Source organism: Collinsella sp. AM17-1 (genome assembly GCF_003470665.1).
GTDB lineage: Bacteria > Actinomycetota > Coriobacteriia > Coriobacteriales > Coriobacteriaceae > Collinsella.
In genome coordinates, this window is sequence record NZ_QRJZ01000024.1 from 1 (window position 1) to 25,802 (window position 25,802).

24 protein-coding genes are annotated in these 25,802 nt (G+C 61.9%); 5 read left to right on the forward strand and 19 right to left on the reverse strand.

All coding sequences use genetic code 11. The annotated features are described in order from the left end of the window. Nucleotides 1-154: 154 nt before the first annotated feature. The 9 genes from DW195_RS09310 to DW195_RS09350 form a co-directional block, all read right to left on the reverse strand. On the reverse strand, nucleotides 155-532 hold the full coding sequence (locus DW195_RS09310) for a metal-dependent transcriptional regulator (RefSeq protein ID WP_117639714.1): 378 nt from the start codon (nucleotides 530-532) through the stop codon (nucleotides 155-157). 208 nt (nucleotides 533-740) lie between these two features. Beyond that, nucleotides 741-1,511: a Cof-type HAD-IIB family hydrolase gene (locus DW195_RS09315; protein ID WP_118206524.1), complete on the reverse strand. Its 771-nt coding sequence runs from the start codon at nucleotides 1,509-1,511 to the stop codon at nucleotides 741-743. Between the two features lie 6 nt (nucleotides 1,512-1,517). After that, nucleotides 1,518-3,377, reverse strand: coding sequence for an ABC-F family ATP-binding cassette domain-containing protein (locus DW195_RS09320; RefSeq protein WP_118206525.1), 1,860 nt, complete (start codon nucleotides 3,375-3,377; stop codon nucleotides 1,518-1,520). Between the two features lie 163 nt (nucleotides 3,378-3,540). Further along, nucleotides 3,541-4,413 (reverse strand): phosphate ABC transporter ATP-binding protein PstB, encoded by an 873-nt coding sequence (gene pstB, locus DW195_RS09325; protein ID WP_118206526.1) that lies wholly within the window; start codon nucleotides 4,411-4,413, stop codon nucleotides 3,541-3,543. Continuing rightward, on the reverse strand, nucleotides 4,410-5,336 hold the full coding sequence (gene pstA, locus DW195_RS09330; protein WP_118206527.1) for a phosphate ABC transporter permease PstA: 927 nt from the start codon (nucleotides 5,334-5,336) through the stop codon (nucleotides 4,410-4,412). The genes pstB and pstA overlap by 4 nt, the downstream gene beginning before the upstream one ends. After that, complete coding sequence (pstC, locus tag DW195_RS09335; RefSeq protein ID WP_055252651.1) at nucleotides 5,329-6,237, reverse strand: phosphate ABC transporter permease subunit PstC; 909 nt, start codon at nucleotides 6,235-6,237, stop codon at nucleotides 5,329-5,331. The genes pstA and pstC overlap by 8 nt, the downstream gene beginning before the upstream one ends. 25 nt (nucleotides 6,238-6,262) lie before the next feature. Next, nucleotides 6,263-7,201 (reverse strand): phosphate ABC transporter substrate-binding protein, encoded by a 939-nt coding sequence (locus DW195_RS09340; RefSeq protein ID WP_118206528.1) that lies wholly within the window; start codon nucleotides 7,199-7,201, stop codon nucleotides 6,263-6,265. 320 nt (nucleotides 7,202-7,521) lie between these two features. Further along, the gene (locus DW195_RS09345; protein WP_118206529.1) at nucleotides 7,522-8,958 is read right to left on the reverse strand and encodes a M20 family metallopeptidase; all 1,437 of its coding nucleotides are present in this window, start codon (nucleotides 8,956-8,958) and stop codon (nucleotides 7,522-7,524) included. A gap of 54 nt (nucleotides 8,959-9,012) precedes the next feature. Continuing rightward, nucleotides 9,013-9,675, reverse strand: coding sequence for an HAD hydrolase-like protein (locus DW195_RS09350; protein ID WP_089572099.1), 663 nt, complete (start codon nucleotides 9,673-9,675; stop codon nucleotides 9,013-9,015). Nucleotides 9,676-9,831: 156 nt separating this feature from the next. Between DW195_RS09350 and DW195_RS09355 the strand changes: the two genes are divergently transcribed. Next, the gene (locus tag DW195_RS09355) at nucleotides 9,832-10,692 is read left to right on the forward strand and encodes a DegV family protein (protein ID WP_118206530.1); all 861 of its coding nucleotides are present in this window, start codon (nucleotides 9,832-9,834) and stop codon (nucleotides 10,690-10,692) included. Between the two features lie 93 nt (nucleotides 10,693-10,785). On the opposite strand, the gene DW195_RS09360 is transcribed toward DW195_RS09355, so the two are convergent. From DW195_RS09360 to DW195_RS09380, 5 genes are all read right to left on the reverse strand, one after another. Then, complete coding sequence (locus DW195_RS09360; protein ID WP_055250871.1) at nucleotides 10,786-11,094, reverse strand: type II toxin-antitoxin system YafQ family toxin; 309 nt, start codon at nucleotides 11,092-11,094, stop codon at nucleotides 10,786-10,788. Between the two features lie 2 nt (nucleotides 11,095-11,096). Beyond that, a complete protein-coding gene (locus DW195_RS09365; RefSeq protein ID WP_055250873.1) occupies nucleotides 11,097-11,396 on the reverse strand; it encodes a type II toxin-antitoxin system RelB/DinJ family antitoxin in 300 nt (99 codons plus the stop codon). A 113-nt stretch (nucleotides 11,397-11,509) separates the two neighbouring features. Beyond that, nucleotides 11,510-12,268 (reverse strand): TIGR00730 family Rossman fold protein, encoded by a 759-nt coding sequence (locus DW195_RS09370; RefSeq protein WP_117564470.1) that lies wholly within the window; start codon nucleotides 12,266-12,268, stop codon nucleotides 11,510-11,512. Nucleotides 12,269-12,481: 213 nt separating this feature from the next. After that, the gene (tgt, locus tag DW195_RS09375; protein ID WP_055250876.1) at nucleotides 12,482-13,621 is read right to left on the reverse strand and encodes a tRNA guanosine(34) transglycosylase Tgt; all 1,140 of its coding nucleotides are present in this window, start codon (nucleotides 13,619-13,621) and stop codon (nucleotides 12,482-12,484) included. Between the two features lie 436 nt (nucleotides 13,622-14,057). Beyond that, nucleotides 14,058-14,858 (reverse strand): SDR family NAD(P)-dependent oxidoreductase, encoded by an 801-nt coding sequence (locus DW195_RS09380; RefSeq protein WP_006235414.1) that lies wholly within the window; start codon nucleotides 14,856-14,858, stop codon nucleotides 14,058-14,060. Nucleotides 14,859-15,152: 294 nt separating this feature from the next. Here DW195_RS09380 and DW195_RS09385 point away from each other — a divergent pair, with 294 nt between their 5' ends. After that, on the forward strand, nucleotides 15,153-16,916 hold the full coding sequence (locus tag DW195_RS09385) for a hypothetical protein (protein WP_118206531.1): 1,764 nt from the start codon (nucleotides 15,153-15,155) through the stop codon (nucleotides 16,914-16,916). A 332-nt stretch (nucleotides 16,917-17,248) separates the two neighbouring features. Here DW195_RS09385 and queA read toward each other — a convergent pair whose 3' ends face one another. The 3 genes from queA to DW195_RS09400 form a co-directional block, all read right to left on the reverse strand. Further along, complete coding sequence (gene queA, locus DW195_RS09390) at nucleotides 17,249-18,460, reverse strand: tRNA preQ1(34) S-adenosylmethionine ribosyltransferase-isomerase QueA (RefSeq protein ID WP_118206532.1); 1,212 nt, start codon at nucleotides 18,458-18,460, stop codon at nucleotides 17,249-17,251. Between the two features lie 70 nt (nucleotides 18,461-18,530). Beyond that, a complete protein-coding gene (locus tag DW195_RS09395; RefSeq protein WP_118206533.1) occupies nucleotides 18,531-19,106 on the reverse strand; it encodes an epoxyqueuosine reductase QueH in 576 nt (191 codons plus the stop codon). A 67-nt stretch (nucleotides 19,107-19,173) separates the two neighbouring features. Then, the gene (locus tag DW195_RS09400) at nucleotides 19,174-19,743 is read right to left on the reverse strand and encodes a DUF3267 domain-containing protein (RefSeq protein ID WP_117564474.1); all 570 of its coding nucleotides are present in this window, start codon (nucleotides 19,741-19,743) and stop codon (nucleotides 19,174-19,176) included. 132 nt (nucleotides 19,744-19,875) lie between these two features. Here DW195_RS09400 and DW195_RS09405 point away from each other — a divergent pair, with 132 nt between their 5' ends. Continuing rightward, nucleotides 19,876-22,026, forward strand: a complete 2,151-nt coding sequence (locus DW195_RS09405) for a methionine--tRNA ligase (RefSeq protein ID WP_118206534.1) — start codon at nucleotides 19,876-19,878, stop codon at nucleotides 22,024-22,026. Nucleotides 22,027-22,174: 148 nt separating this feature from the next. Then, nucleotides 22,175-23,278 carry an RsmB/NOP family class I SAM-dependent RNA methyltransferase gene (locus DW195_RS09410; protein ID WP_118206535.1) on the forward strand — a complete coding sequence of 368 codons (1,104 nt, stop codon included), beginning with the start codon at nucleotides 22,175-22,177 and terminating at the stop codon, nucleotides 23,276-23,278. Nucleotides 23,279-23,302: 24 nt separating this feature from the next. Here the strand turns inward: DW195_RS09410 and DW195_RS10445 are convergent, their stop codons facing one another. Next, complete coding sequence (locus tag DW195_RS10445; RefSeq protein WP_158567933.1) at nucleotides 23,303-23,473, reverse strand: hypothetical protein; 171 nt, start codon at nucleotides 23,471-23,473, stop codon at nucleotides 23,303-23,305. A gap of 191 nt (nucleotides 23,474-23,664) precedes the next feature. On the opposite strand from DW195_RS10445, the gene DW195_RS09415 reads away from it, so the two are divergent. Then, a complete protein-coding gene (locus tag DW195_RS09415; RefSeq protein WP_089572116.1) occupies nucleotides 23,665-24,756 on the forward strand; it encodes a hypothetical protein in 1,092 nt (363 codons plus the stop codon). Between the two features lie 80 nt (nucleotides 24,757-24,836). Here DW195_RS09415 and DW195_RS09420 read toward each other — a convergent pair whose 3' ends face one another. Further along, nucleotides 24,837-25,727, reverse strand: a complete 891-nt coding sequence (locus DW195_RS09420) for a DegV family protein (protein ID WP_118206536.1) — start codon at nucleotides 25,725-25,727, stop codon at nucleotides 24,837-24,839. Between the last annotated feature and the right edge of the window lie 75 nt (nucleotides 25,728-25,802).

Consider the following 25,802-nt stretch of genomic DNA (forward strand, 5'->3'; position numbering starts at 1 on the left):
ACGGGTGCATCATCGACGTCTTCAATACAGAAAATATCAGTGCGGAATGTTTTCAAAACCAAGCCCGGCCCCGGCCTGCGGCGACACAACTGGCGGTTCTTGGGCATCACTTGCTGGCGGGGTTCCTTGTCTGAGTTGGACTTGGTTGGTGGGGTTACTGATCCCGGTCGCTGCCCCGTCTCAGCATCGATCTTAGCTTCTCGAAGCTCTCCTCGCTCAGGCAGTGCTCCATGTGGCAGCCCTCTTGCGACGCGACCTCGGGCGTTACGCCTGCGTCCTCTAGCAGACCTACAAAAAAACAGTGGCGCTCCCACATTTGACGGGCAACCTCAAGACCGCGTTCCGTCAGATGCACGTCGCGTTTGCCCATCTCCACGTAGCCGGTGCTCTCCAAGGCCGCCATGGCTTTAGAGACGCTTGCTTTGGTTACGCCCAAGTATTCGGCAACGTCGATCGAGCGCACGATGCCCTGACGTTCCGACAGAACGTAGATCGATTCGAGATAGTCTTCTCCGGATTCACGTAGGGCCATGGGCCGCCTTTCGCGATGATTGCTAGTTAGCCTTTGGATACTTTCCTTGGCTTACTTTACCGCAAAAGTTGACCATGTCTTACTGCATTGACCAAAAAGTTAGCCGCGTTTCACAAAACGTGCGAGATGAAAACAAAATGGGAACGCCCCGCAAGGAGTGTCCCCAGCTGCCGGCAGATAAGGAGCGTCCCCAAGTGCCGGGTCGCAGCTACACGAGGCCAAAGTGCTTGGCGGCGTTGTAAATGCCGTCGTCGTCTACGGCGGTCGTAACGTAGGTCGCCGCGGCCTTCACGGTATCCTGCGCGTTGCCCATGGCCACACTTGTGCCCACGGCCGAGAACATCGACAGGTCGTTCTCGCCGTCGCCAAAGGCGATCGCCTCGCTCGCGTCGATGCCCAAGCGCTCCAGCGTCGCCGCCACGCCCAGGTCCTTGCCGCCGTTAGCGGGAATAATATCGCAGAACAGATCGCACCAGCGCGTAGTGAGCGAATGCGACACGGAATCGGTCACGATATGCTCGTCGGCCGGATCAACAAAGGCGCAAAACTGGTAGACCGGTGCGTCAAAGGCGTGCTCAAACGGCTCCTCATGGTAGACAATCCCCGCGTTACTGCCAGCCGTCACCACGCGCTCGGACAGGCGGTTCACAAACGAATTCTCGCCCTGCATGCACAGCGAGTCGTAGCGCCCCTCGGCCACCTGGCCCACGATCACCGCAACGTCGTCCGGGTCAATCGGACAGCTGCGGTAAACCCCCTCGGCATCAAAGCAGTGCTGGCCCGAAAGCGTAATGTACGCATCCCAACCCAAGTCGAACAGCCAATCGGGCATCTGGTAGGTCGGGCGACCCGTAGCAATCACGCATGCGATCCCCTGCTCGTGAAAGCTATCGAGCACCCGCTGCGCCGACGCCGGAATCCGGTGCGTCTTAAAGCTCAGCAGCGTGCCGTCGATATCGAAAAACGCGGCTTTGATCATCCTCGTCTACTCCTCGCCCTCGAGCTTTTCGCTCGCCTCGAGCCACGCCATCTCCAGCTCGTCCATGGCAGCGTGAGCCTCGTCGATCTTTGCCTGCTGCTCGCCGAGCGCCGTGTAGTTGGTGGGATCGACTTGGGCCATTGCTGCCTCGGCCTCCTCAACGCGGGCGCGCTGCGTCTCCATCTTGCGCTCGAGCGAACTCACCTCGCGGCGGAGCTTCTGACGTTCGGCGTTGGAAAGGCCATTGGGCTGACCGCTTGCCTTAGGCTTTTCGGCCGCAGCTGCCGCGGCACCGGTGTCAAACGTGCCGGTCTTGGCGCTCGGCGCGCCCACGGGCTCGCCCTCGGCGGTAGCGTTGCACAGGCGCAGGTACTGGTCCACGCCACCGGGCATATGCGTCAGGTGGCCGTCGAGCAGCGCCCACTGCTGGTCGGTCACGCGCTCCATCAAAAAGCGGTCGTGCGTCACCAGAATCAACGTGCCGGGCCAGCCGTCGAGCAGATCCTCGACAATCGCCAGCATGTCGGTATCCAGGTCGTTGCCGGGCTCGTCCAGGATGAGCACGTTGGGTTCGTCCAGGATTGTCAGCAGCAGCGACAGGCGACGGCGCTGGCCGCCCGAAAGATCGCCGATGCGACTCCAGAGCTGCTGCGTCGTAAAGCCCAGACGCTCGCAGAGCTTCTCGGGCGAAGTCTCCTTGCCGTCGATGACGTAGTACTTCTTATAGTTGCTGAGCACCTCGCGGATCGTATCGCCCATGTAGGGCTCGAGCTCCTCGAGCTGCTGCGACAGCACGCCAAAGCGTACCGTCTGGCCAATCTTCACGCGGCCGCGCGTGGGCGCAATTTTACCCTGGATCACATCGAGCAGCGTCGACTTGCCAGCGCCATTCTCGCCCAAAAGACCATAGCGGTCGCCCGCACCAATGAGCCAGGTCACATCGGAGAGCACCTGCTTGGGCGCGCCGCCGGCATCCGCATAGCCAGCGTCCACGTCGACCACGTCGATAACCTGCTTGCCTAGGCGGCTCACGGCGAGACGCTTGAGCTCCAGCTCGTCACGCACGGGCGGCACGTCGGCGATCAGTTCGCGAGCGGCATCAACGCGAAACTTGGGCTTGGTGGAACGAGCCTGGGCACCGCGGCTCAGCCACGCGAGCTCCTTGCGTGCCATGTTGCGGCGGCGCTCCTCGGTAACCGCGGCCATGCGGTCGCGCTCCACGCGCTGCAGGATATATGCGGAGTAACCGCCCTCGAAGGGATCGACCTGGCCGTCGTGGACCTCCCACATACTGGTACAGACCTCGTCCAAGAACCAGCGGTCGTGCGTGACCACGAGCATCGCGCCCTGGCCGCGTTGCCAGCGGGCCTTTAAGTGACGCGCGAGCCAGTTGATGGTGCGCATGTCCAGGTGGTTGGTGGGCTCGTCGAGCATGAGCACGTCGTAGTCGCCGATCAGCAGGCGCGCGAGGTCCACGCGACGGCGCTGGCCGCCCGAAAGCTCGCCCACCGTACCCTCCCAGGGCACATCGCTAATAAGGCCGGCCAGAATCTGGCGCGTACGCGGGCTCGAGGCCCACTCGTATTCGGGCGTGTCACCGACGACGGCATGATGCACGGTGTCGGTATCGACCAGGTTATCCTTTTGGCCGAGCAATCCAATCGTCGTGTCGCGACGGTGCGTCACGCGGCCGTCGTCGGGCTCCAACGTGCCGGCGAGCACGCTCAGCAGCGTCGACTTACCGTCGCCGTTTTTACCGACAATACCAATACGGTCGCCCTCGCCCACACCGAGCGTAACGCTATCGAAAATATGCTTGGTGGGAAACTCTAGGCTGACGGAATCGCATCCCAAAAGAATCGCCATATGCCCTGCTCCTTCGTAGAAATTCAACGTTGTCCATGATAGCAGCGATAAGGCGGGCCGCACACGACACAAAAAGGCGGGCCATCTCCCGCAAGAGATGACCCGCCTCTCCAATCAGTCCCGTGGCGACCATGGCCGCCGCGGGCCTCAAGCACGTCCCGGACTAGGAGAACATGCCGGTGAGGTAATCATTCAGCCGCTTATCCTTGGGCCGTTGGAAAATCTCGTCGGTCTCGTCGTACTCGACCATATCGCCCATGTAGAAGAACGCCGTGCGGTTGGACACGCGCGACGCCTGCTCCATGTTGTGCGTCACGATGACGATGACGCGCTCGGCCACAATCGACGACATAAGGTCCTCGATCGCCAGCGTCGAGATGGGGTCGAGCGCCGAGCAGGGCTCGTCAAACAGGATCACGTCGGGGTTGAGCGCCAGCGTGCGCGCAATGCACAGACGCTGCTGCTGGCCGCCCGAAAGCGCGTTGGCGCTCTTGTCGAGCTTGTCCTTGACCTCGTCCCACAGCGCCGCGCCGCGCAGGCTCTCCTCGACCATGCGATCGAGCTCGTCACGGTCGGTGATGCCGTGGCGCTTGGGCGCAAACGTGATGTTGTCGCGAATAGATTTGCGGAACGGGTTGGGCTGCTGGAACACCATGCCAATGGAGCGACGCAGCTCGTACGTGTTCTCGGTCCTGGTGTTCACGTTGCGCCCGCGGTAGTTGATCTCGCCCTCCACGCGGCAGCCGCGAATCTCGCGATTCATAAGGTTGAGGCTGCGCAAAAAGGTCGACTTACCGCAGCCCGAAGGCCCGATGAGCGCCGTGATCTCGCCCTTATGGAAGTCGAGCGACGTATTGTGCAGCGCATGGTGGTCGCCATAGTACACGTTGACGTCCTTGGCGGAGAGCACGACCTCGTCGCTCACGGCCTTGCCGCTCACGCGCACGCGCCTCTCGCTCTCCCCCACGCTCGACAGAAAGTCCTGGGTGTCGGACGCGGCCGCCTCGGTTGCGGGCGTTGCATTCATATCGCTCATTCGGCCGTCATCTTCCTTGCCAGTTGCTTGCCCACGATACGGGCGACTACGTTAAACAGCAGCACGCAGGTCATCAGCAGTGCGGCGGTGCCCCAAACGATCTGCTGGGCCTCGGGGCTGCCCTCGCCATAGATCTTGTAGATGTGCACGGCCAGCGACTCGCCGGGACGGAACACGTTCCAGGCGCAGGTGGGGCTCGACAGGTTAAAGCTCAAGAAGTTCAGGCGAACCGGCGAGCTCATGCCCGAGGTAAAGAGCAGCGCCGCGGCCTCGCCAAACACGCGGCCGGCCGAAAGCACGATGCCGGTCACGATGGCGGGCATGGCCTCGGGAATCAGGATGTGCAGTGTGGCCTCCCAGCGAGTGAGGCCCATGGCCAGGCACGCATCGCGCTGGGCCTGCGGCACGTCCTCGAGCGCCTGCTGAATCACGCGCACCAGGGTGGGGATGTTGAACATGGTGAGCGCGACGGCGCCGGAGATGATGGAGTACTTCCAGCCCAGCTGCACCGAGAACACCAGAAAGCCGAACATGCCCACGACAATGGAGGGCAGCGAGGACAGCGTTTCGATGGCGGTGGAGGCGATGTCGCGGATGGGCCCATCGGGCGCGTACTCAACCAAAAAGACCGCGCCGCCCAGGCTAATGGGCACCGAGATGATCAGGGTGATCAGCAGCAGATAGAACGAGTCGAACAGCTGGTAGAGCACGCCGCCCTGCGTTCCGTTGGCGCGTGCGGGCTGCGTGAGAAAGCCCGGCTGGAACAGCGTCGAGATACCCTCGAACAGGATGTAGGCCACCATGGAGACGACGATAAGCATGACGATGGCGACAATCGCCGTCAGCACGCCCGTGGCGATGCAGTCCTGCTTTTGGACACGCCCGAGTCTCGCCTCGTCGATGTGGATGCGCGTGCTAGCCACGAGCCTTCGCCCCCTTGCGGCCGATAAGGTGGATGATCAGGATAAAGATGAGGCTCATGCCCATCAGCAGCAGGCCGAGCGCCCACAGGACGTCGTCCTGGGCCGAGCCCTCGGCATAGACCGCCATGGACGTGGTGAGCGTGGTGGTGATGGTGGACGCCGGCGACAGCAGCGACGTCGGCATGGCCTCGATGCCGCCAATGACCATGCGCACGGCGAGCGTCTCGCCAAAGGCGCGGGTCATGCCAAGGATGACTGCGGTCATGAGCGACGGCATGGCGGACTTGAGCACCACGTGCCAGATGGTCTGCCAGCGGGTGTAGCCCAGCGCGAGCGAACCCTGGCGGTAGCTATCGGGCACGGCGCGCAGGCCATCGACCGAAAGCGTGGTCATCGTCGGCAGAATCATGACGGCCAGCACGATGGCGCCGGGCAAGATACCCAGGCCTGTGCTCACGTGGAAAACGCTCTTCATAAGGCCGACGACCACGTGAAAACCGATGAGGCCAAAGACGACCGAGGGAATGCCGGTCAAAAGCTCAATAAGCGGCTGAAAGACCTTGGAGCCAAACTTAGGCTGAATCTCGACCGCAAAGATGGCAGAGCCGATGGCGATGGGCAGTGCGATGAGCGTGGAGAGCACCATGACCGCAAACGAGGTGACGATCAGGGGCAGGGCGCCAGTGTAGGGCAGGCCGTTTTCGGCCGTGTTGGCCAGGTCCCACTTGGTACCGGTAAAAAACTCGACGATCGAGACGCCGTCCTTGAAAAAAGCCGAGAGGCCCTTTTGGGCGACCATAAAGATGAGCGCGGCAACGACAAGCGTCACGAGCGCTACGCACGCACCCGTGACGCCCAGGCCCACGTTCTCAAGCTCGCGCTTTGGCAGCTGTTTTGCCATTGCAAACCTTTCCGGGGGCGATTACTTATTTAGCGGAGACCTTGCCACTGGCGTCCTTGACGACCTTCATGGCAGAAACGGGAATAAAGCCCTGCTCCTCGACGAGCTTGCCCTGGACGTCTTCGGAAAGCATGAACTCCAGGAAGGCCTTGGTGGCCTCGTCGGCGTCCTTAGCACAGTACATGTGCTCGGTCGCCCAGATCTTGAAGGAGTCGTCGGTGACGTTTGTGCTCTTGGGCTCGACGCCCTCGACCATGATGGCGTTGAACTTGGAGTCATCGAAGTGCGAGAAGTCGAGGTAGGAGATGGCGTTGTCGGTGCTGCCCATCTGAGTCTGGACATCGCCGGACTTGTCGAGCTCGGCGTCGCCCTTAAAGTCGACGGCCTCGTCGCCAAAGACGGCGGCCTCGAAGGTGGCGCGGGTGCCGGAGCCGGCCTTGCGGTTGAGAACGACGATCTTGGCGTCGTCGCCGCCGACCTCCTTCCAGTTGGTGATCTGGCCGGAGAAGATACCCTTGAGCTGCTCGAGGGACAGGTCGTCGACCTTGACGTTCTTGGAGACGACGGGGCCCATGCCCACGACGGCGACCTCGTGGTCGACGAGGTTCTTGACCTGGTCGGTCTCGAGCTTGGTCTCGGCGAAGACGTCGGAGTTACCGATAGTGACGGTGCCGGCGGCGACAGCGGTCAGGCCCTTGCCCGAACCGTTACCCGAGCCAGAGACGGAGACGTCCGGGTTGGCATCCATGAACTTCTCGGCAGCAGCCTCGACGAGAGCCTGGAACGAGGAAGCGCCGTCGTAGGTCACCTCGCCCGAGACGGACTCGGCAGCAGCGGCGCTGCCCTCAGCAGCGGTGTTGGCGGCGTTGGAGCCGCCGCAACCAACGAGACCGAGACCGACGATGCTGGCAAGACCACCAGCAAGGCCGAGGAACTGACGACGAGAATAAGCCTGATCGAGCATGATCTTCCTTTCATACATGCGACTCGCGGGCACCCTGCCCGCTTTGCTGTTTGGAAAGATACGGTCTCGATCGGGCGACGACCGCCTTATCTGCGGTTTCTTACGGACATTTGATAGACCCTTACCGCAAGCTCTGCCCAGCCTTTACAAACGGATAACAAACCCGCCACCAAGCATGGCCCGCCTTTTACACCAATAAAAACAAAGTTGCGGTGAAATAGTTCCTGCTTGGCCATCAAATGGCCCATTCTAGGAACTATTCCACCGCAACTTAAAAAGCCCGGACGAAAGGGGTGCTAAGTTGTTAAAACGCCGCAGCCTTAAAGCTCAAGCTCGTTCAAACGTAAGATCGCCACGATATAAATCTTGAGCGCCTGCTTGAGCTGTTCCTCGTTGGCGCACTCATTGGGGCCGTGCATCTGGCCGCCCCATGCGGGCAGCTCCAGGCCGGTCTCCTCGGGGCCAAACGAGACGGCGCGGGCAAAGTTGCGTGCGTACGTGCCGCCGCCCATGGCAAAGGGCTCAGCATACTTGCCCGTAAACTCGTTATAGGTATCAATAAGCGCCTTCACGGCCGGATCGTCGGCAGAGACCGAGAACGGCACCTTCGCACGACCCACACGGCACGTCACGCCAAAACGGCCCACGAGCAGATCGAGCTGCTCGCGGATGGTATCGGCACTCGTGCTGTCGGGGAAGCGCACGTCGATGACCTGCTCAATATGGCCATCCGCCACGCGGATGACGCCAGCGTTGCAGGTAAGCGGGCCAAACGCCGGACTCGTCGCATCGATACCTAGGCCGCGGCCATAGGCATCCGCATGCACAAAGGCCAGGAACTTGACGAACTCGTGCTCGGCAGGCGTCAGCAGGCGCTCGTCGCGTGCACCAAACGCGTCTTCGGCCTCGCGCAGATACGACACGATCAGGCCGACGGCGTTGATGGTGCCCTCAGGCATCGAAGCGTGGCCGCCAATACCGTGGGCGAAAATCTGCGCATGCCCGTTATCAAGCGCCGTGATCTCCAGGCGGTCGGCGTTCTCAACGGGCGCCGGCAGCTCATCGGCGGCAATCGCGAGCTCGCAGATGGACTGCGACGGAATGGCATTGCTCGCCTCGGAGCCGCTCCACGACACGATGCGCCCGCCGTCGATCTTGGGACTCACGAACGTCGCCCCAAACTGGCCCTTCTCGGCATTGCAGACCGGAAACTCGGCATCGGGCGTAAACAAAAAGTCGGGGTCTGCGTGGTTCTCCAGATAATGGTGAACGTCGGACATGCCCACTTCCTCATCGCAGCCCAGCAGCGCGCGGAAAGTATAGCGCGGGGTAATGCCGTGCTTGAGCAGATAGGCGCCGGCGTAGAGTGACAGCACCGCCGGACCCTTGTCGTCGATAACGCCGCGGCCGAGCAGCCAGCCCTCGCGACGCTCCAGCGCAAACGGGTCGGTGTTCCAGCCCGGGCCGGCGGGCACCACGTCCACGTGGCAGATGGTCGCGAGCTGCTTGTCGCCGCGGCCAGGGATATCGGCAATGCCCACATAGCCCTCGTCGTCGCTCGTCTGATAGCCAAGCTTCTGCGCGATGCCGAGCGCACAGTCGAGCGCGTCACGGACCGGGCGGCCAAACGGCGCGCCGGGCTCTGCATCGGCAGAAACTGCCACGGACGGATAGCTCACCAGCTGCTCGATATCGGCGACGACATCTTCCCAGACCTCGTCGACATACTCAGCGACGCTCTGCTCCACCTGATTCATAGACTGCCTCCTTACCAATGAGCGGCAAGCGTACCCGCCCCTCACATTTAGTTCCTAGATAGAGAAAAGTTTAGCAAGCTCGGCCACCGAGTGCACCACTGCATCGGCACCCGCCGCCTCATGCTCACCCGGCGCCGCCGCGCCCGAATAGATGCCGATGCACGGCACGCCCATCGCGTGCGCACCCTCGACGTCGTTAAAGCGATCGCCGATCATCACGGCATCGTCCGCCGTCGCGCCGAGCGCCGCCAGGGCATCGCGAACCGAATCGGCCTTGGTCTCGCGCCCCTGCGGCGGATTCATGCCAACCACGGCTTCGAACTGAGAAAGACCAAGCTCATGCACCATGTCGATGCATTTGGCCTCCATGCGTGACGTCGCCACGGCCATACGCTTGCCCCGGGCGGCCAACTCATCCAGCAGCTCGGGAATCCCATCGAACACGGGGTACTCCTCCGGTCCCAGCTCATCAAAAAAGGCGCGGTACTCGTCGGCCACCACAAGCGACTCCTCGCGGGAAAAGCCGTAAAAGTCGTGAAAGCTCTTCCACAGGGGCGGCCCGATCATGCGGCGCAGATCACCCATCTGCGTCTCCGAAAACCCGCGCGCAGCCAGCGTCTTGCGCGTCGAGGTCATCACTGCCCGACCCGTATCGGCCACCGTGCCGTCAAAATCGAACAGCACAACCGGCCGCTCGCAAAGTTGCAATGCCGCCATCGGCACCCTTCTTCCCCAGTTGATGATTTCCACACCACCGCTTCAAACTGTTGACTATTCAACAGTTGAACCTAGCAATGTAGAGCAACTCCACTATACTTGTCGCACTTTGCTTTCAGAAGGCGGCGCTGCCGCGCCCCAACGAAAGGTGCAATTATGTCTTTTGCCATCATAACCGACTCCACGTCGGACATCTCCCCCGCCCGCGCCCAAGAGCTCGGCATTTACGTGATTCCGCTGCATGTGATTATCGAGGGCGAGGACCTGCTCGACCAGGTGCAGATTACCGCCGAGGAGTACGTCGCCCGCATGGCCGGCTCCGAGCAGCTGCCGCACACCTCGCAGCCGAGCGCCGGCGAGTTCAAGGCACTCTTCGACCGCGTACGCGCCGACGGCCACGATAGCGCGATCTTTATCTCGCTATGCAGCGAGTGGTCCGCCTGCTATGCCAACGCATGCCTGACGGCCGAAACCCACGAGCTCGACGTGCGCTGCATCGATTCGCGCACCGGCTCGGGCGCCGAGGGCCTGCTGGTGGAGTACGCGCTGGCCATGCGCGAGGACGGCCGCAGCCTGGACGAGACCGAGGCGCAGATCCGCGCGACCCTGCCCGACGCCCACCTGTTGCTGATTCCGCGCACGCTCGAGAACCTCGTTAAGAACGGCCGCGCGCCCAAGCTCGCCGGCCAGTTGACGCAGATGCTCAACATTCGCCTGGCCGTTTCGCCGGAGTGGAAATCGGGCGAGATCAAGGCCGTCAAAAAGGGCCGCGGCGCCAAGCGCATCGTTGCCAACACCATGACCGATTGCCTCGCATTTTTGGCCGAGCATCCGGGCTCCAGCGTGCGCGTGCTCACGACCGGCGCCGCCGAGGAGCAGGAACTTGTCAACGAGGCGCTCGCGGGCCAGGACTACGTAGACGCCGGCACTGGCCCCATCGGCTGCACCATCGCCACCCACGTAGGCGTCGATGCCATCGCCATCAGCTACTGCCCCCGCTACCAGCCCATCCACTAGGGGCACCTTTACCTCTTGCGGTGGAATAGGGACTGTTTTTGGCTTATTAGCCGCCAATCAATCCCTATTCCACCGCAACTTAGAAATCGGCGATCAGCCCAGCGGACCCTGAAACAGTTCCTGATGAGTGCCCATTCTCACCAGCCTAATCACTGGGTTAGTCTTATGGGGAAGATAAAGAACGACCACATCGACCAAGCCATCGGATAGGTGGAAATCGATGTGGCCGTTGTAGTTTCCGCCCGGGTTTGAGAGCTCGTGGGCGCCATACTCCGCCGGAAGTGACCCATGAGCCACAAGCTCTGCAACCGCCGCTTTAAACTCACTTTTTAGCTGCGGATGCATGCGCATCGTTCGTTTGTAGTCCACCTTAAATTGAGCCTCGACTTTAATCTCGAACATCGCTATTCCTCATCGAGGAATGACATAAGCTCATCAGCGTTATTGAATGACAGGCTATCGTCCGGCAAAATCCCCAGCTCATGAGCCTCGGCGATCACCATGGCGCGCCTCGTCACCTCGTTGGGCACCTCCGCCCTTCCTACAATCTCAAAAGGAATCTTTCGCTGATTTACCAGCTGCCGAACGGCAAGATTGAGATAGGAATTGAGGCTGAGGCCGACCGAATCCAAGAACTCAGTCGCCTGCTCCTTGAGCCCCTCTTCGATTCGAACCGTCGTAGGCTTAACTGTTGCTGTAGACATTTGCGACCTCCTCGCCCTCGTCTTTTACACCAGTATACCCAATATAAATGGCAATCTGATGTTAGATAACATCAGATTGCCATGCGTATTCATGTCGCGTGGGCACGATTGATCTACATCAGCCCGCTGAGCGCAATGTCAACGGCCTCGTTGAGGTCGTCGGTAATGTGTACCAGATCCGGATCGAGCGGGCTAATCATACCGGTGCTCATCACCGGGCCGTTGAGCCAGTCGAATAGGCCCTGCCAGTACTCGGTGCCCACCAGCACGAGCGGCATGCGCTTGACCTTGTGCGTCTGCACCAGCGTGAGAACCTCGAACATCTCGTCGAGCGTGCCAAAGCCGCCGGGAAATACGATGGCGCCCGAGCTGTACTTAACGAACATGGTTTTGCGCACAAAGAAGTAGCGGAAGTCCATGCCGAGGTTCACGTATTTATTGAGCCCCTGCTCGTGCGGAAGCTCGATACCCAAGCCGACCGACTTGCCGTTGGCGCTCGCCGCTCCCCTGTTGGCCGCCTCCATGACGCCGGGACCACCGCCGGTGATAACCGCCACGCCGCGCTGGGCGATCTTGCGGCCAACGGCGCGTGCCGCCTTGTAGAGCGGATCGGTCTTGGGCGTGCGGGCACTGCCGAAGATGGTCACCGCAGGACCAAGCTCGGCAAGTGCGCCAAAACCATCAACGAACTCTGCCTGAATGCGCAGCACGCGCCAGGGGTCGGTGTGCAACCAGTCGGTCGAGTCCTCGGGCGCCAGCAGGTTGGCGTAGGTGTTGTCCTTGGGAATCATGGGGCCGCGCATGACCACGGGGCCGCGGCGGTACGTCTCGTCGTAGGCAGGCTCGCCCTCGACGTTCTCATTCTTAATCATGGGTACTCCTATCGAGAAAAAGAAAAGCGGGCGGGGTCGACGCCATGCGTCAAACACCCGCCCGAACATCAACTATTCGGTATGGTACCCACGATGCATCAAGTGCTTGCAAGCTATCGGTCATCGGTCGCGCAAGCGGTGTTAGCAAACGTGATGACCGGCCGGCGCTCGCCCCTTGCCGTTGCCCGCGCTCTGCAAGCGCCCGTGCTGCTCTTAGTAATCCACCGCCGCAGGGCTGTTCATCCAGTCGCTCACGAACGCGCCGTAGCGGCCCTCGATAATGGCCTGGCGGGCCCGCTGCATAAGGTTGAGCAGGTAGTAGATGTTGTGCATCGAAAGCAGAATGCCGCCGAGCATCTCCTTCTGCGTGACCATGTGACGGATGAGCGCACGGCTGTAACCGCCCGTGCACACCGGGCAGGTGCAGGTGGGATCGATGGGACCGTCGTCGTGCGCAAAGCGAGCGTTGCGGAAGTTGAGGCGACCCTCGCTGGAGAATGCCGTGCCCATACGGCCGGTGCGCGTCGGCAGCACGCAGTCAAACATGTCGATGCCCACGCCAACGCCGCGCACGAGCGTGGTCGGGTTGCCGACACCCATCAGGTAGCGCGGCTTATGCTTGGGCATGTACTCGCTCACGAGCGGCGCCAGGGTCTCGAACATGGTCTCGTGATCCTCGCCCACCGAATAGCCACCGATACCATAGCCCGGGAAGTCGCCGCACTCCTCCAGATGGCGCAGCGAACGCAGGCGCAGATCCAGGTGCATGCCGCCCTGAACGATGCCAAAGAGCGCCTGGTCATCGCGGGTATGCGCCTTATAGCAGCGCTCGGCCCACATGCTCGACAGCTCAACGGCGCGCTCAACGTAGGCGCGCGTGGCGGGATAGCCCGGGCACTGGTCGAGCTGCATGCAGATATCGGAGCCGAGTTTCATGGCGATTTCCATGTTGTCCTCGGGCGTCCAAAACACGTGGCGGCCGTCGTAATCGTTGACGATAAAGCGCACGCCCTCATCGGTGAGCTTGACGGCATCGTTGTGGCTGAAGACCTGGAAACCGCCCGAGTCGGTGAGGATGGGGCCGTGCCAGTTCATGAACTTGTGCAGGCCGCCCAGCTCGGCGATGGTATCCTCGCCGGGACGCATGGACAGATGATAGGTATTGGCGAGCACGATCTGGGCGCCGAGCTTCTTGACAGTCTCGGTAGGAATGCCCTTGACGTTTGCCTTGGTGCCCACGGGCATAAAGATCGGCGTCTCGATGTCGCCGTGCGGGGTGTGCAGCACGCCGGCGCGCGCGTGCGTCGTCGGATCCTCGGCAATCAGGTCGAATTTAAAAAGGTTCTGGTCCATAAACTGGAACTCCTTGGTTGCGGTTCATACGCAAACCATTATACGGGCAACCCGCAAGAAGCACCGACTCGACAGAAACTGGTGCGAGGAGGATACGGCAGGGACACGGCAAATGAGCGTGGATTTTTGGACGCTTACCGGATGAGCGTGGATAATCTCCCACTTTTGCCCAAAGCACAGCCCAAAAACGGGAGATTATCCACTTTCATTCTGCGGGCACTCATTTAAGTACGTCCCCGATGAGTGGAGCTATTTACCAGCCACGGCAACGCCGATATTTTGGCAACGTCAGCGAGCGGGTCGCATTTGAGACAAGGTGCCGTGAAATGAAAGGGCGCTGACCTTCTGGTCGCGCCCTTGAAATTGAACGGCAGATTGTCCAAATGCGGCCCGCACAGCGTCGGCCGGTCCGCCGTTCGGTAGAACGGCGGAACCCCTAAGGACGCTGGCCCATGCCACCCTCGAGGGTGACGGTCTCGCCGTTCATATACTTAAAGTCGGGACCGCAGAGCTGAACGACAACGCGGCCGATTTCCTTCTCGACGTCGCCGTAGTGACCCGCCGGCGGCATGTGGACGTTGGCCTTGAACGCCTCGGGATAGGCATCCTGGAAGTTCTCGAGCGCGGCGGTCCAAGCAAGCGGGCAAACGATATTGACGTTGATGCCGTCCTTGCCCCACTCGTTGGCAGCGACGCGGGTCAGACCGCGGATGCCCTCCTTGGCAGCGGCGTAGCTGCACTGGCCATAGTTGCCAAACAGGCCGGCGCCCGAAGCAAAGTTGACCACGGAGCCCTTGGTCTCCTTCAGGTGCGGGTAGGCCTTCTGCATGTACAGGTAGGTGGCATACAGACCGGAGTAAATGGCGAGGTTGAACTGGTCCATGGTGTGATCGGCAATGGTCACGCCCGAGGCGCTGGCCTGAGCATTGTTGACGACGGCGTCGATGCGGCCGAACTCCTCAATAGCCTTGTCGATGACGTTCTGGACGACGGCCTCGTTGTCCTGACCAGCCGAGACATCGGCCTGAACAGGCAGAACCTTGACACCGTACTCGGCCTCGAGAGACTCCTTGGCGGCCTCGAGCTTGGCGACGTTGCGGCCAGTGATGACAAGGTTCGCGCCCTCCTTGGCAAATGCGATATCGATGCCGTAGCCGATGGAGCCAGCGGAGCCGTCCTTAAGCGTGGCCTTGCCGCCGCCGGTAACGATCACGGTCTTACCAGTGAAAAGTCCCATATAAAGTCCTTTCAAATCGCGACGGGCCTGCCCGTCGACTGCGCGCATCCAACTTCACGCGCCAAAAGCTGAAATGCAACTTTAGCGGGTTCAAGTGAAAAATAAAGCCCATGGCAGGCGAACGGCGCAACGTCTTTCGGCGAAGGGAATGTCAAGTACAAACTGGATAAAGTGGCCGAGTTTTTGCTATCGACGCGAGCCATCGAACACGTTTTGAAACTTTGCTGCAGTGCGCGGGATGTCGGCGCGAGACTTTATCATAGGGTGACAAACAACGATGAGGAGCACATGCCTATGACAGACGAGCTGGACCCCCAGACTCAACAGCATATTGATGATTCCGCAGACGTCACTGCAGATGCCGACGCTGTGACCTGCGATGATATTGACCTCGACGACCCCATCTTGGACGAAAGCGCTACGGCGGAAACCCCCGGCGCCGAAGATGCCGGCGAGCAAAACGACGATGCGCCCGCTCAGGACGACGACCCCGTACAGGATGCCGCTTCGCAAGCTGCGGGCCCTATCGAGGTTTCTTCGGAAGAAGAGCTCGACGCCGTCATGGACTCCATGATGGATGCCGTCAAAGCGATGAAAGACGCCGTGGCCGACGCTGACGTTGACGCCGAGGAAGAGGAGGCCGCCGAGGCAGCCTCGACCTTCGTACCCGGCGAGACTCCGGTTGCCGACCAGGGCAGCGCCATGCCCTCGTTTCTGCAGCTCGAGCATCCCACGATTGGCGCTGATGCGGTCGACCCGCACGCAGCAGGCTTTTCTGTGGTCGAGGGCGGCACCGGCAATATCGCCGCGCCGCAGGCTACCGATGCGGACGCTGCCGACACCGCTCGCCCGACCGCCCCGCACTCCCCTGCCGCGAACCGCGATCTGGGGACCGCTGTCTCGAACACCGCGAACGCCGTGGGCACCTTTATCGCCCAGGGCGCCTCGGCCATGCGCGAGATGAACGCCGCGAAAAAGGCACTTGCCGATGCCCGTGCCCACTTGGCCGAACTTGAGCAGCGCATTGCCGATCAGGCCGAGGAACTCGAGACGCGCCAGGATATCGCAGGCCGCTACGACCAGATCGTCGCCGACCAGCGCCAGGCGATTGCCACGGCCCAAAAGACTGCAGCGGCCGCCGAGATTGATCGTGATGCCCACGCCTCCAAAGCGACAGAGCTCAAGGGTCAGCTCGAACAAATGAAGACAGAGGATGACGCGACTGAGCTCCGTCTGAAGGCCGCGCTCGACGCCGTGGAGGCCCGCGAGGCGAGCTCACGCGAGACCGGCAACCGCCTCGTTCGACGTCTTGAGGATTCCAAGCGCATCCGCGACAAGGTGAAGGCAGAGCGAGACGCCGGCATTGCCGCCGCACAACAAACCGTCGACGCCACGCGCGCCCAGCTCGAGACGCTGCGTCATGAGTATGCCGAGCTGCAACGCAATCCCTCGGCAAATCCCGCCAACTATACGGTGCGCACCAGCGAGCTCTCGATGCAGATTTCCGACACGGCAGATGCCCTGCGTAAAGCCGAAGAAGATGTCCCGCGCATCACCGCCGACCTTGAGCACTCGCTTGCCGCAGCCGAGCAGGCCGTCGAGCAGGCTCAAGCCCCTATCGCCGACGCAAAACGCGCGCACCAAGCCGTGACGACCGAAGCCGATGCCGCGCGCGACGAGCTGCAGACGGCGAAGACAGCCGCCGCGACTCGTCAGCGCGAACTGCGCGAGAAGATCACTGCCGAGGACAAGGCACGCCGCGACCAGGAGCAGAGCATCGCCAACGCCCAAGCAGATGCCGCACATGCGCAGTCGATCATCGGACAGGCGACCGAAGTGCACGACCACCCAGAGATCACTGAGTCGCTTGCAGGATCCTTGGCCCGAGACAAAGCCGAACACGCCGAGACCGAGCGAGAAGTCGCCCAGCTCGAGGCCACCGAGGACGCGGTGCGCGAACGTACCCGCGACTCACGCATCAAATTCACCGGCGCCATCGTCTGCATCGTCGCCGCAATCCTGGCGATCATCCTAGTCTGGCTGTTCGCAAGCAAGTAGTCATTGGGGACGTTCTTAAACGACTAGTCAAACAAGAACGTCCCCAACGACTAGCCCAATGACGAGAGTGGATAATCTCCCACTTTGAGCCCCCAAGCAGGCCAAAAACGGGAGATTATCCACTCTCATTCTGCAGGCACTCATTTAAGTACGTCCCCAATGAGTACCTGCCGATGCTTTGGCAAAGTCAGCGAAAACGCCCCTAAGCGAGCAAGGTGACGTGAAAGAGGGGGGCATTGACCTTCTGGTCATGCCCGACGATTGAACATCAGATTGCCGCTTAGGGGGGTTTGCAGCGTCGGCCGGTTACGGCGTTTGTAAAACGCCGTAACCTACAAAATGAGCATCGCGTCGCCAAAGCTGAAGAAGCGGTAGCGCTCTTCGATAGCAGCGGCGTAGGCATCCATGATCTGGTCGCGGGTGGCAAGCGCGCTTACGAGCATCATGAGCGTGGAGCGCGGCACGTGGAAGTTCGTGATCAGCGCGTCGACCACGTGATAGGTCGAGCCGGGCATGAGGTAAAGCTGCGTCGTGGCGTTCTCGCGCGCCACGATGTCGCCGCGGCCGAGCGTGTCGGCACCGTCCTCGCGGCCTTCAAAATAGCGCGCCGTCACAGCCGGATCGGACACCGGCGCGTCCGCGTCAAACGCACTCTCGAGCGAGCGCACCGCGGTGGTGCCGACGGCGATCACACGATGACCCTCGGCCTTCGCCTTATGCACGGCGTCGACAACCTCCTGCGACACGTGGTAGCGCTCGGTGTGCATGACGTGCTGCGTAGGGTCGTCCTCCTCCACCAAGCGGAAGGTATCGATGCCCACCTCGAGCTCGACGGCGGCAAACTTCGCGCCCTTGGCCTCGATAGCGGCCATGAGCTCGGGAGTAAAGTGCAGACCCGCCGTAGGAGCGGCAGCCGAGTGCTCCTCCTTCATGGCGTAGACGGTCTGGTACTTCTCGGGGTCGCCCTCGTAATCGGTAATGTAGGGCGGCAGCGGCACGTGGCCGGCCGCATGGATGGCCTCGTCGAGCGTGCGCGGGTCGCCGGCGGCATTGCAACCGACCGGCTCAAAGCGCACCAGACGGCCACCACGGCTATCGGTGACAAAGTCGATGACCTCGGCCGTCAGCACCACGGGAGCCCCCTCGGGCGCATGGGCGCCACCGGCGCGATACTCAATCTGGGCACCGGGCTTCAGGCGCTTGCCCGGCTTGACCAAGCACTCCCAAACATGGCCCAGCGGGTCAACATCCTCGCGGCGCTTGAGCAGCAGCGTCTCGACCACGCCACCCGAGCCGGCTTTGCGACCGATCAGGCGGGCCGGCATCACACGCGTCTTGTTGATGACGAGCACGTCGCCCGGCTCGATATAGTCGATGATGTCGCGGAAGATGCGGTGCTCAACGGTGCCGCCATGCTCCAGCGGCGTTCCCGCCTGGGAGCCCTTGCGATCCACCACCAGCAGGCGGCAGGAGTCGCGCGGCTCGGCGGGAGCCTGGGCGATCAGTTCCTCGGGAAGGTTGTAGTCAAAATCATCGGTACGCATAGACACGTCGGATTCTCCTTATATAGCTAAAGTCCGCCCTACATCCTAGCAGGCTGACGTCCCAAATGAACTACTTTTTGGCAGCCTTGCGCTCGTCGCGAATGCGAGCGCGGTCCATGGCCGCCTCGACGGCAGAAAAGCGGCAGCCGCAGTAGTTCTGTCGATACATGCCCAGTTCGCGCGAACGGCGCGTAGCCTCGGGATAATACGGGCGAAAATCGCGGATCACCGGGGTAAGCCCACGTGCCGCCGCCAGGCGCTCGAGTACGTCATTGCAGGTGTCGAACAGCTGGTACGGCGAGACGGCGAGCGTCGTACCCACATATTCAAACCCGCGCTCCTGGGCAACGCGGCATGCCTCGGCCAAGCGCAAGGCATAGCACGAGCGACAGCGACGGGGCCGATCGGCACCCAGCGGGGCCACGCCGGCCTCCCAGCGCTCGCGGTCCTCCCCCGCCTCGATGAGCTCGATGTCGCCATCGGCACACCACCGGCGCAGCTCGTCCAGACGCCGCCGCCATTCATCGCGCGGTTGAATATTGGGATTGGTCCAGCAAATCGTGGGCTCAAACCCCTCCTCGCGCAGCAGGCGAACCGGCTCAAGCGAGCATGGTGCACAGCACGCATGCAGCAACAACGACTTCATCGACATCCCCGTCCCAGAAAACTCACCCCGACATCATGGCAGCTAAAATAGCCCCGTCCCAAAAAGACTACTTTGCGAAAAAGCGCACGCCAAAGGACGTATCCTCGCAGGCGACGATACGGCGGTCGCGCAGAATGGTCCGCACGTAATACCAATCACCCACACAGCCCGACAAGTGCAGACCAGCCGCCAGGTAGCACAGCAGCGGATAGTCCGAGAACGCAAACCCCAGGGCAAATGCTGTCGTCACAACAACCGTCGGCGCCAGGCAAACCGCCATGTACCGCCGGCGCGAATACACAACGCCCTCGGCGCAGGCATAGATCATCGCCGTCTCGCGATTCGCCCCAAAGGTCACCTGCGCGCCCGCAGGCGCCAGCAGCTTAAAAAACACCGCATGCACCAGCTCGTGCACGGCAAACGATGCCATTGAGACCGCAGCCAAGCCGACTATCCAGCCCACGACAGCCATCCAGCCGCCCGCCTCAGCCGCGTCCAAGTCCGCAGGCCCGCCCAGCAGCATAAACACCGGCACCAGGCACACGGCAAACACCGCGATCACGGCCATCCCCCACACAAAGCAGGCGTGCAGAAAATCCTCGTCCTCAAACGCATGTATGTTGGAAATCTCATTCATAGCATCTTAGGATAGCGCCCCTGCCACGCACCCGCCCGCATGTGCGATAATGTCGAACGATATGCACGAATTGACCACCGCGCCGCCGAGCCCCGCGCCCGGCCGCGCCCTCTCCATATGCGAAGGAGTCCCATGGCATCCAAATACTCCATGAACGACCGTCCCAGCTGGCCGCGCCGCGCCATCGTTACCGCCGGCGAGCCCTATGGCAACAAGGGCCTTCACTTTGGCCACGTTGGCGGCGTCTTTGTCCCGGCCGACTTCTTCGCCCGCTTCCTGCGCGACCGTCTGGGCCGCGAGAACGTCATCTTCACCTCGGGCACCGACTGCTACGGCTCGCCCATCATGGAGAGCTACCGCAAGCTCAAGGAGAGCGAGGGCTACGACAAGTCCATTAGCGAGTATGTCGAGTCCAACCACTCCCGCCAGGCCGCGACCCTCAACAACTACAACATCAGCTGCGACATCTACGGCGGCTCGGGCCTTGAGCCGGCTGCGCAGATTCACAACGAGGTGACCGCGGAGATTATCAAGCGCCTGCACGAGCAGGGCACCATCTCCAAGCGCTCCACGCTGCAGTTCTACGACGCCAAGGCCGGCACGTTCCTCAACGGCCGTCAGGTGATCGGCCGCTGCCCCATCCAGGGCTGCAAATCCGAGAAGGCCTATGCCGACGAGTGCGACCTGGGCCACCAGTTTGAGCCCGAGGAGCTCATCGCGCCCAAGAGCCAGCTCACCGGCGAAGTGCCCGAGCTGCGCCCGGTCGACAACCTCTACTTCGACCTGCCGGCCTACCTCGACTTTATGAAGACCTATACCGCCAAGCTCGCCCAGAACCCGCAGGTTCGCTCCGTGGTCTCCAAGACTATGGAGGAGTGGCTGCTGCCGGCTCAGCTCTACATCCAGAACAAGTTCCGCGAGGCCTTCGACGCCGTCGAGGACCAGCTGCCCGAGCACACCGTGCTGGAGCCCGAGGGCAACAAGAGCAGCTTTACCGTCACCTTCCCCAGCTGGAAGGAGCGCGACGACGCCCACGCGGTGCTCGCCAACGGCGGCGTGCGCTTCCGCAGCGGCAAGGCGCTCGTGCCCTTCCGCATCACCGGCAACATCGACTGGGGCGTTCCGGTGCCCGAGGTCGACGGCGTGACCGACGTCACCTGCTGGTGCTGGCCCGAGAGCCTGTGGGCGCCCATCAGCTATACGCGTACCGTGCTCGCGCGCGATGCCAAGGCCGCCGGCGTGACCGAGGGCGTCGCCGCCCAGGATGCCGCCCTCATGGGCGAGCCCGCTGCCGACTCCACGCAGGTGCCCGCGCCCACCTACCAACACAGCTCACTCGACTGGCGCGACTGGTGGTGCTCTGACGACGCACAGATCTACCAGTTCATCGGCCAGGACAACATCTACTTCTACTGCATCGCGCAGACCGCCATGTGGGAGGCCCTGGGCTGGGACCTCACGCAGAGCACCGTCAGCGCCTGCTACCACCTGCTCTACATGGGCAAAAAGGCCAGCTCGTCCTCGCAGACGCCTCCCCCGCCGGCAGACGACCTGCTCAACCACTACACCTGCGAGCAGATGCGCGCGCACTGGCTGTCGCTCGGCCTGTCCGAAAAGCCGGTGAGCTTTAGCCCCAAGGCATACGACACCCGCGTGACCGGCAAAGACAAGGACGGCAACGAGGTGCGCGCCTGCGACGACAAGCGCGTCATCGATCCGGCCCTTAAGGAGAGCGCCCTTTTGACCGGCGTGTTCAACCGCCTGGCCCGCAGCTGCTTCTACGGCGTCGCCGTCAAGGAGGGCGACGAGAGCCCCTACCGCAACGGCTGCATCCCCGCCGGCGCAGCTTCTGACACCGTGGTCGAGGCCGCCGAGCAGGCCGCCCTTGCCTTTGAGCAGGCCATGTACAAGTTCGAGACGCACCGCGCGCTCGCCGTGTGCGACGACTACCTGCGTGCCGCCAACAAGCGCTGGAGCGATGCCTCCAAGGCCGCCAACAAGCTCGAGGGCGAGCCGGCCAATGCCGCAATGACGCAGGCCCTCGTCGACGCCTTTACCGAGCTGCGCGTGGCGACCGTGCTCATGCACGGCATCGTCCCTGCCGGCTGCGAGCTCATCTGCGAGTACTTCGACGTCGATCCGGTCGCCTTCTTTAGCTGGGATAACATCTTCGCCTCCACGGATGAGTTTGTGGAGAGCTTGGGCGAGAAGCCCGGCGAGCACCGCGTAAAGCCGCTGCCCCCGCGCTTCGACTTCTTCAGCAAGCACGAGAGCCAGTACTAGGCAACCGCAACGCGCCCGGGAATGATTATTCTGGGACGGGGATTAAAAAATCATTCCCGGGCGCCGCAAAGTAGTCTTTTTGGGACGGGGATTAAATGATTTTTTAATCCCCGTCCCAGAATAATCATTTAGGTGGAAGGAGAGACGGATGTCCAAGCCGCGTCGTCGTAAGCAGAAAAAGCAGGTTAAGCCCGAGCTCAAGCTCAGGCAGTTTGCCGCCACCGAGCTTTCCGACCAGCTTGCCGCCCAACACTCCGCCGCCGACCTGCCGCGCTTTATGGTCGACACGGTCGCCGGCGCCTATGCGCCCGCCGATGCCGAGCTCATGATCGAGGGTTTCGGCGCCGCGGCCACACGCCCGGTCACGCTGCGCGCCAACACGCTCAAGGCAACCGCCGAGGACATCGCTGCGGCGCTCGATGCCGCCGGCATCGCCCACAACCCCGTCACCTGGTACCCAGACGCCTTCATCCTGCCCGAGGCCCAGGTTTCCGATCTGTGGGATCTCGACATCTACCGCGACGGCAAGATCTACCTGCAGAGCCTGTCGTCCATGATGCCGCCGCTGGTCCTGGGCACTCAGGCAGGCGAGGACATCCTGGACATGTGCGCAGCCCCTGGCGGCAAGACGACGCAGATCGCCGCCCTCACGCAGGGGCAGGCGCACCTTACCGCCTGCGAGATGAGCATTCCCCGCGCCGAGAAACTCGAAGCCAACCTCCACCGCCAAGGTGCCAAAAACGTGCCCGTCATGCGCATCGATGCACGCGAGCTCGACGAGTTCTTCCGCTTCGACCGCATCCTGCTCGACGCCCCATGCACCGGCACGGGCACCGTCATCAGCGGCAACGAGAAAAGCCTGCGCGGCCTGACCGAGCAGCTGCTGAGCAAGTGCGCGCGCTCGCAGCGAGCACTTCTGGACCGCGCCATGGGAGCCCTCAAACCGGGCGGCACGCTCGTCTATTCGACTTGTTCGATCTTGCCGCAGGAAAACGAGGACGCCCTGCAAGAAGCCCTCGACAAGCACATGGACTGCGAGCTTATCCCCCTCGACGGCACGCCAAGCGAAAGTGAAGCACGCCGCGCCCAGGAAGCTGGTGAGGAGCCGCGCATCGAGTCCAACGCCCTGACCGAGGCCATTGCCGCGGGTCAGGTATCGGCCATCGCCAACGGCCTGCCCGGCACGCTGACCATTCCGCCTAGCCGCGACTTTGAGGGCTTCTACATTGCCCTGATTCGAAAACGCAGCTAGCGCACGGATCCAAAACTCAACAAGCTATCTCTGTGCGCGTTTGCCCTGCTGGTCGCGATGCTGTTTAAGCATCGCGCGCTCTTTGTGTTCGGCCCTTTTGCCCTTAATGGCCGTGACCACAAAGTAGATGACCGCGGCGGCAACGATTGCGGCCACACACAGGCCAATCGAGCCAAACATTGCTGTCAATTCCATACCGCGTCACCTCTCTTTTAAACGGGACTTTCAAGATAGCACCTCGATACCCGCCACCACAGCTCCTTCACGTTCGCCGGCCCTTCGGTCTAACGGATGGCGCGGCGGGGAAAAATCAACTCGTCAAACGATTTAGCATTCGCTATTCCGGCTGCATAGCGCCGGCCGTCATCACATAGAATCGAGCCTCCATGGATACCCTCAACGATCTAAATGAGCGCGTCGACGCCTTCGTCGGCACCAGCTCCTTCGACACGCCTGCCGCGGCAAACGACCAAGCTCCCATCGATGTGCCCGCCGAGGTTCACGAGGACATCGTCGCCTCGGTCGATTTCTCCGAGGTTGAGCTCGCAGACGAGTTCACCGAGCCCCAGGTAGCCGTGACCCCCAACGGACTGCTCCCCATGGAGCCGCTGCCCATCGACGGGCGTTTGCGCAAGGCGGCCCTTCGCATGCCCGACGAGATCGAGGAGGCCAGCGGCTTCACGCTCTTTGGCCGCCGCATCAAGTCGCTCATTTACACCACCGATGTCGCGGTTATCCGCAACTCCAACGCCGATGCCGTCTTTGCGGTCTACCCTTTCACGCCGCAGCCCGCCATTACGCAGGCACTGTTGACCGTCGCCGAGTGCCCGGTCTTTGTGGGCGTGGGCGGCGGAACTACGACCGGTAAGCGCTCCGTGCAGATGGCAGCCGTCTCCGAGATGCAGGGCGCGGCGGGCTGCGTGGTCAACTCCCCCGCCACTGCCGAGATGGTCGAGCACATCACCAACATCGCCGACATCCCCGTCATCGCCACGGTCGTACGTTGCGACGATGATGCCCACGCCAAGGTGCGCGCCGGAGCCAAGATTCTCAACATCGCCGCCGGCAAGAACACGCCCCAGGTCCTACGCGAGCTGCGCGAGCACTATCCCAACCTGCCGCTCATCGCGCCGGGCGGCAAGACGCCCGAGAGCATTCGCGAGACCATCGCCGCCGGAGCCAACGCCATCATCTGGACGCCGCCTTCGGCACAGCAGCTACAGACCGACATGATGCAGCGTTATCGCAAGATGAAGGAAGACGCCACACCTGTCATTTCGCGCGACGATGTACCCATTATCGACCAGGTCGCCGCCGCCGAGGTCAGCCAGGTCGAGAACATGAATCCCGATGTGCCGATTCCCGACGAGGTCATCGAGCGCGTCGCTTCGATCCACGAGCGCGTCGAGGAGCATCGCGCCAACCGCGGCCTCAAGCCGTCACTGCACGGCTTCTTCTTCCGCGGAAAGAAACGCTAGCAAAACATCTTGGCCCGCCCCACAAACGTGAGGCGGGCCGTTTTCGTTTGAGCAATCACGCAGCGACGTGATGGGGCAAATTAATCCACGCGCTTGTCGCCCATAAAGAAGAGCGCCACCGTACCGGGTCCAGTATGCGAGCCAATCAGAGTACCGATGTCATTGATCTCAATCTTGCCTTTAAGCTGCGGGGCCTGTTCCTCAATCAGCGCCGCAACTGCCTCGGCATCCTCGCGGCACGCCGAGTGCGACATGATGCACTTACCCGAATAATCCGCACCGTCCTGCACGTGTGCCATCATGGTCTTGGCCATCTCGGAAATCGCGCGCTTCTTAGTGCGAATCTTCTCACGTGGCGACAGCTTGCCGTCGCAATCGACCGTCATAAGCGGGCAAATCTTAAGCGCCGTGCCGATGATCGCGCTCGCGGCCGAAATGCGACCGCCGCGCAGGTAGCTCGACAGATCGGTCGAAAAGAACCAGTGGTGCAGGTTGAGTTTATGCTCCTCGATCCAGACAGCAGTCTCGTCGAGTGACGCCCCGCTATCACGCACGTCGGCGGCATATTCCAGCAACAGGCCAAAGCCCGAAGATGCCGCCAGCGAATCGATGACGCGCACCTTGCCGCCCTGGGGATAGCGATCCGCGAGCATCTGCGCCGCAACGCAGGCCGATCCATACGTGCCCGAAATACCCGACGACAACGTCAGGTGCAGCACGTCTTTACCCTCGGCAACAAACGGCTCCCAAAACTCCTCGTACTCACCCACGCTCACCTGAGACGTCTTGGGCATGGCGCCCGCGGCAATCCGGGCAAAAAACTTGTCCGGCGTAATCGACTGATACAGATCGTCCGCATAGACAACATCGTCGATCTCGTAATGAAAACACACGACAGGGATATTGCGCGATTCAAAGAACTCCCGAGTTCGATCGGCGGCGGATTCACAGGTCAGGACAAAATCACTCATATGAGGCTCCTTACTCATTGCTGCGCAAATTATCGCACAGTGAGCCTACATACGGTACATATGTCCACTATTTAC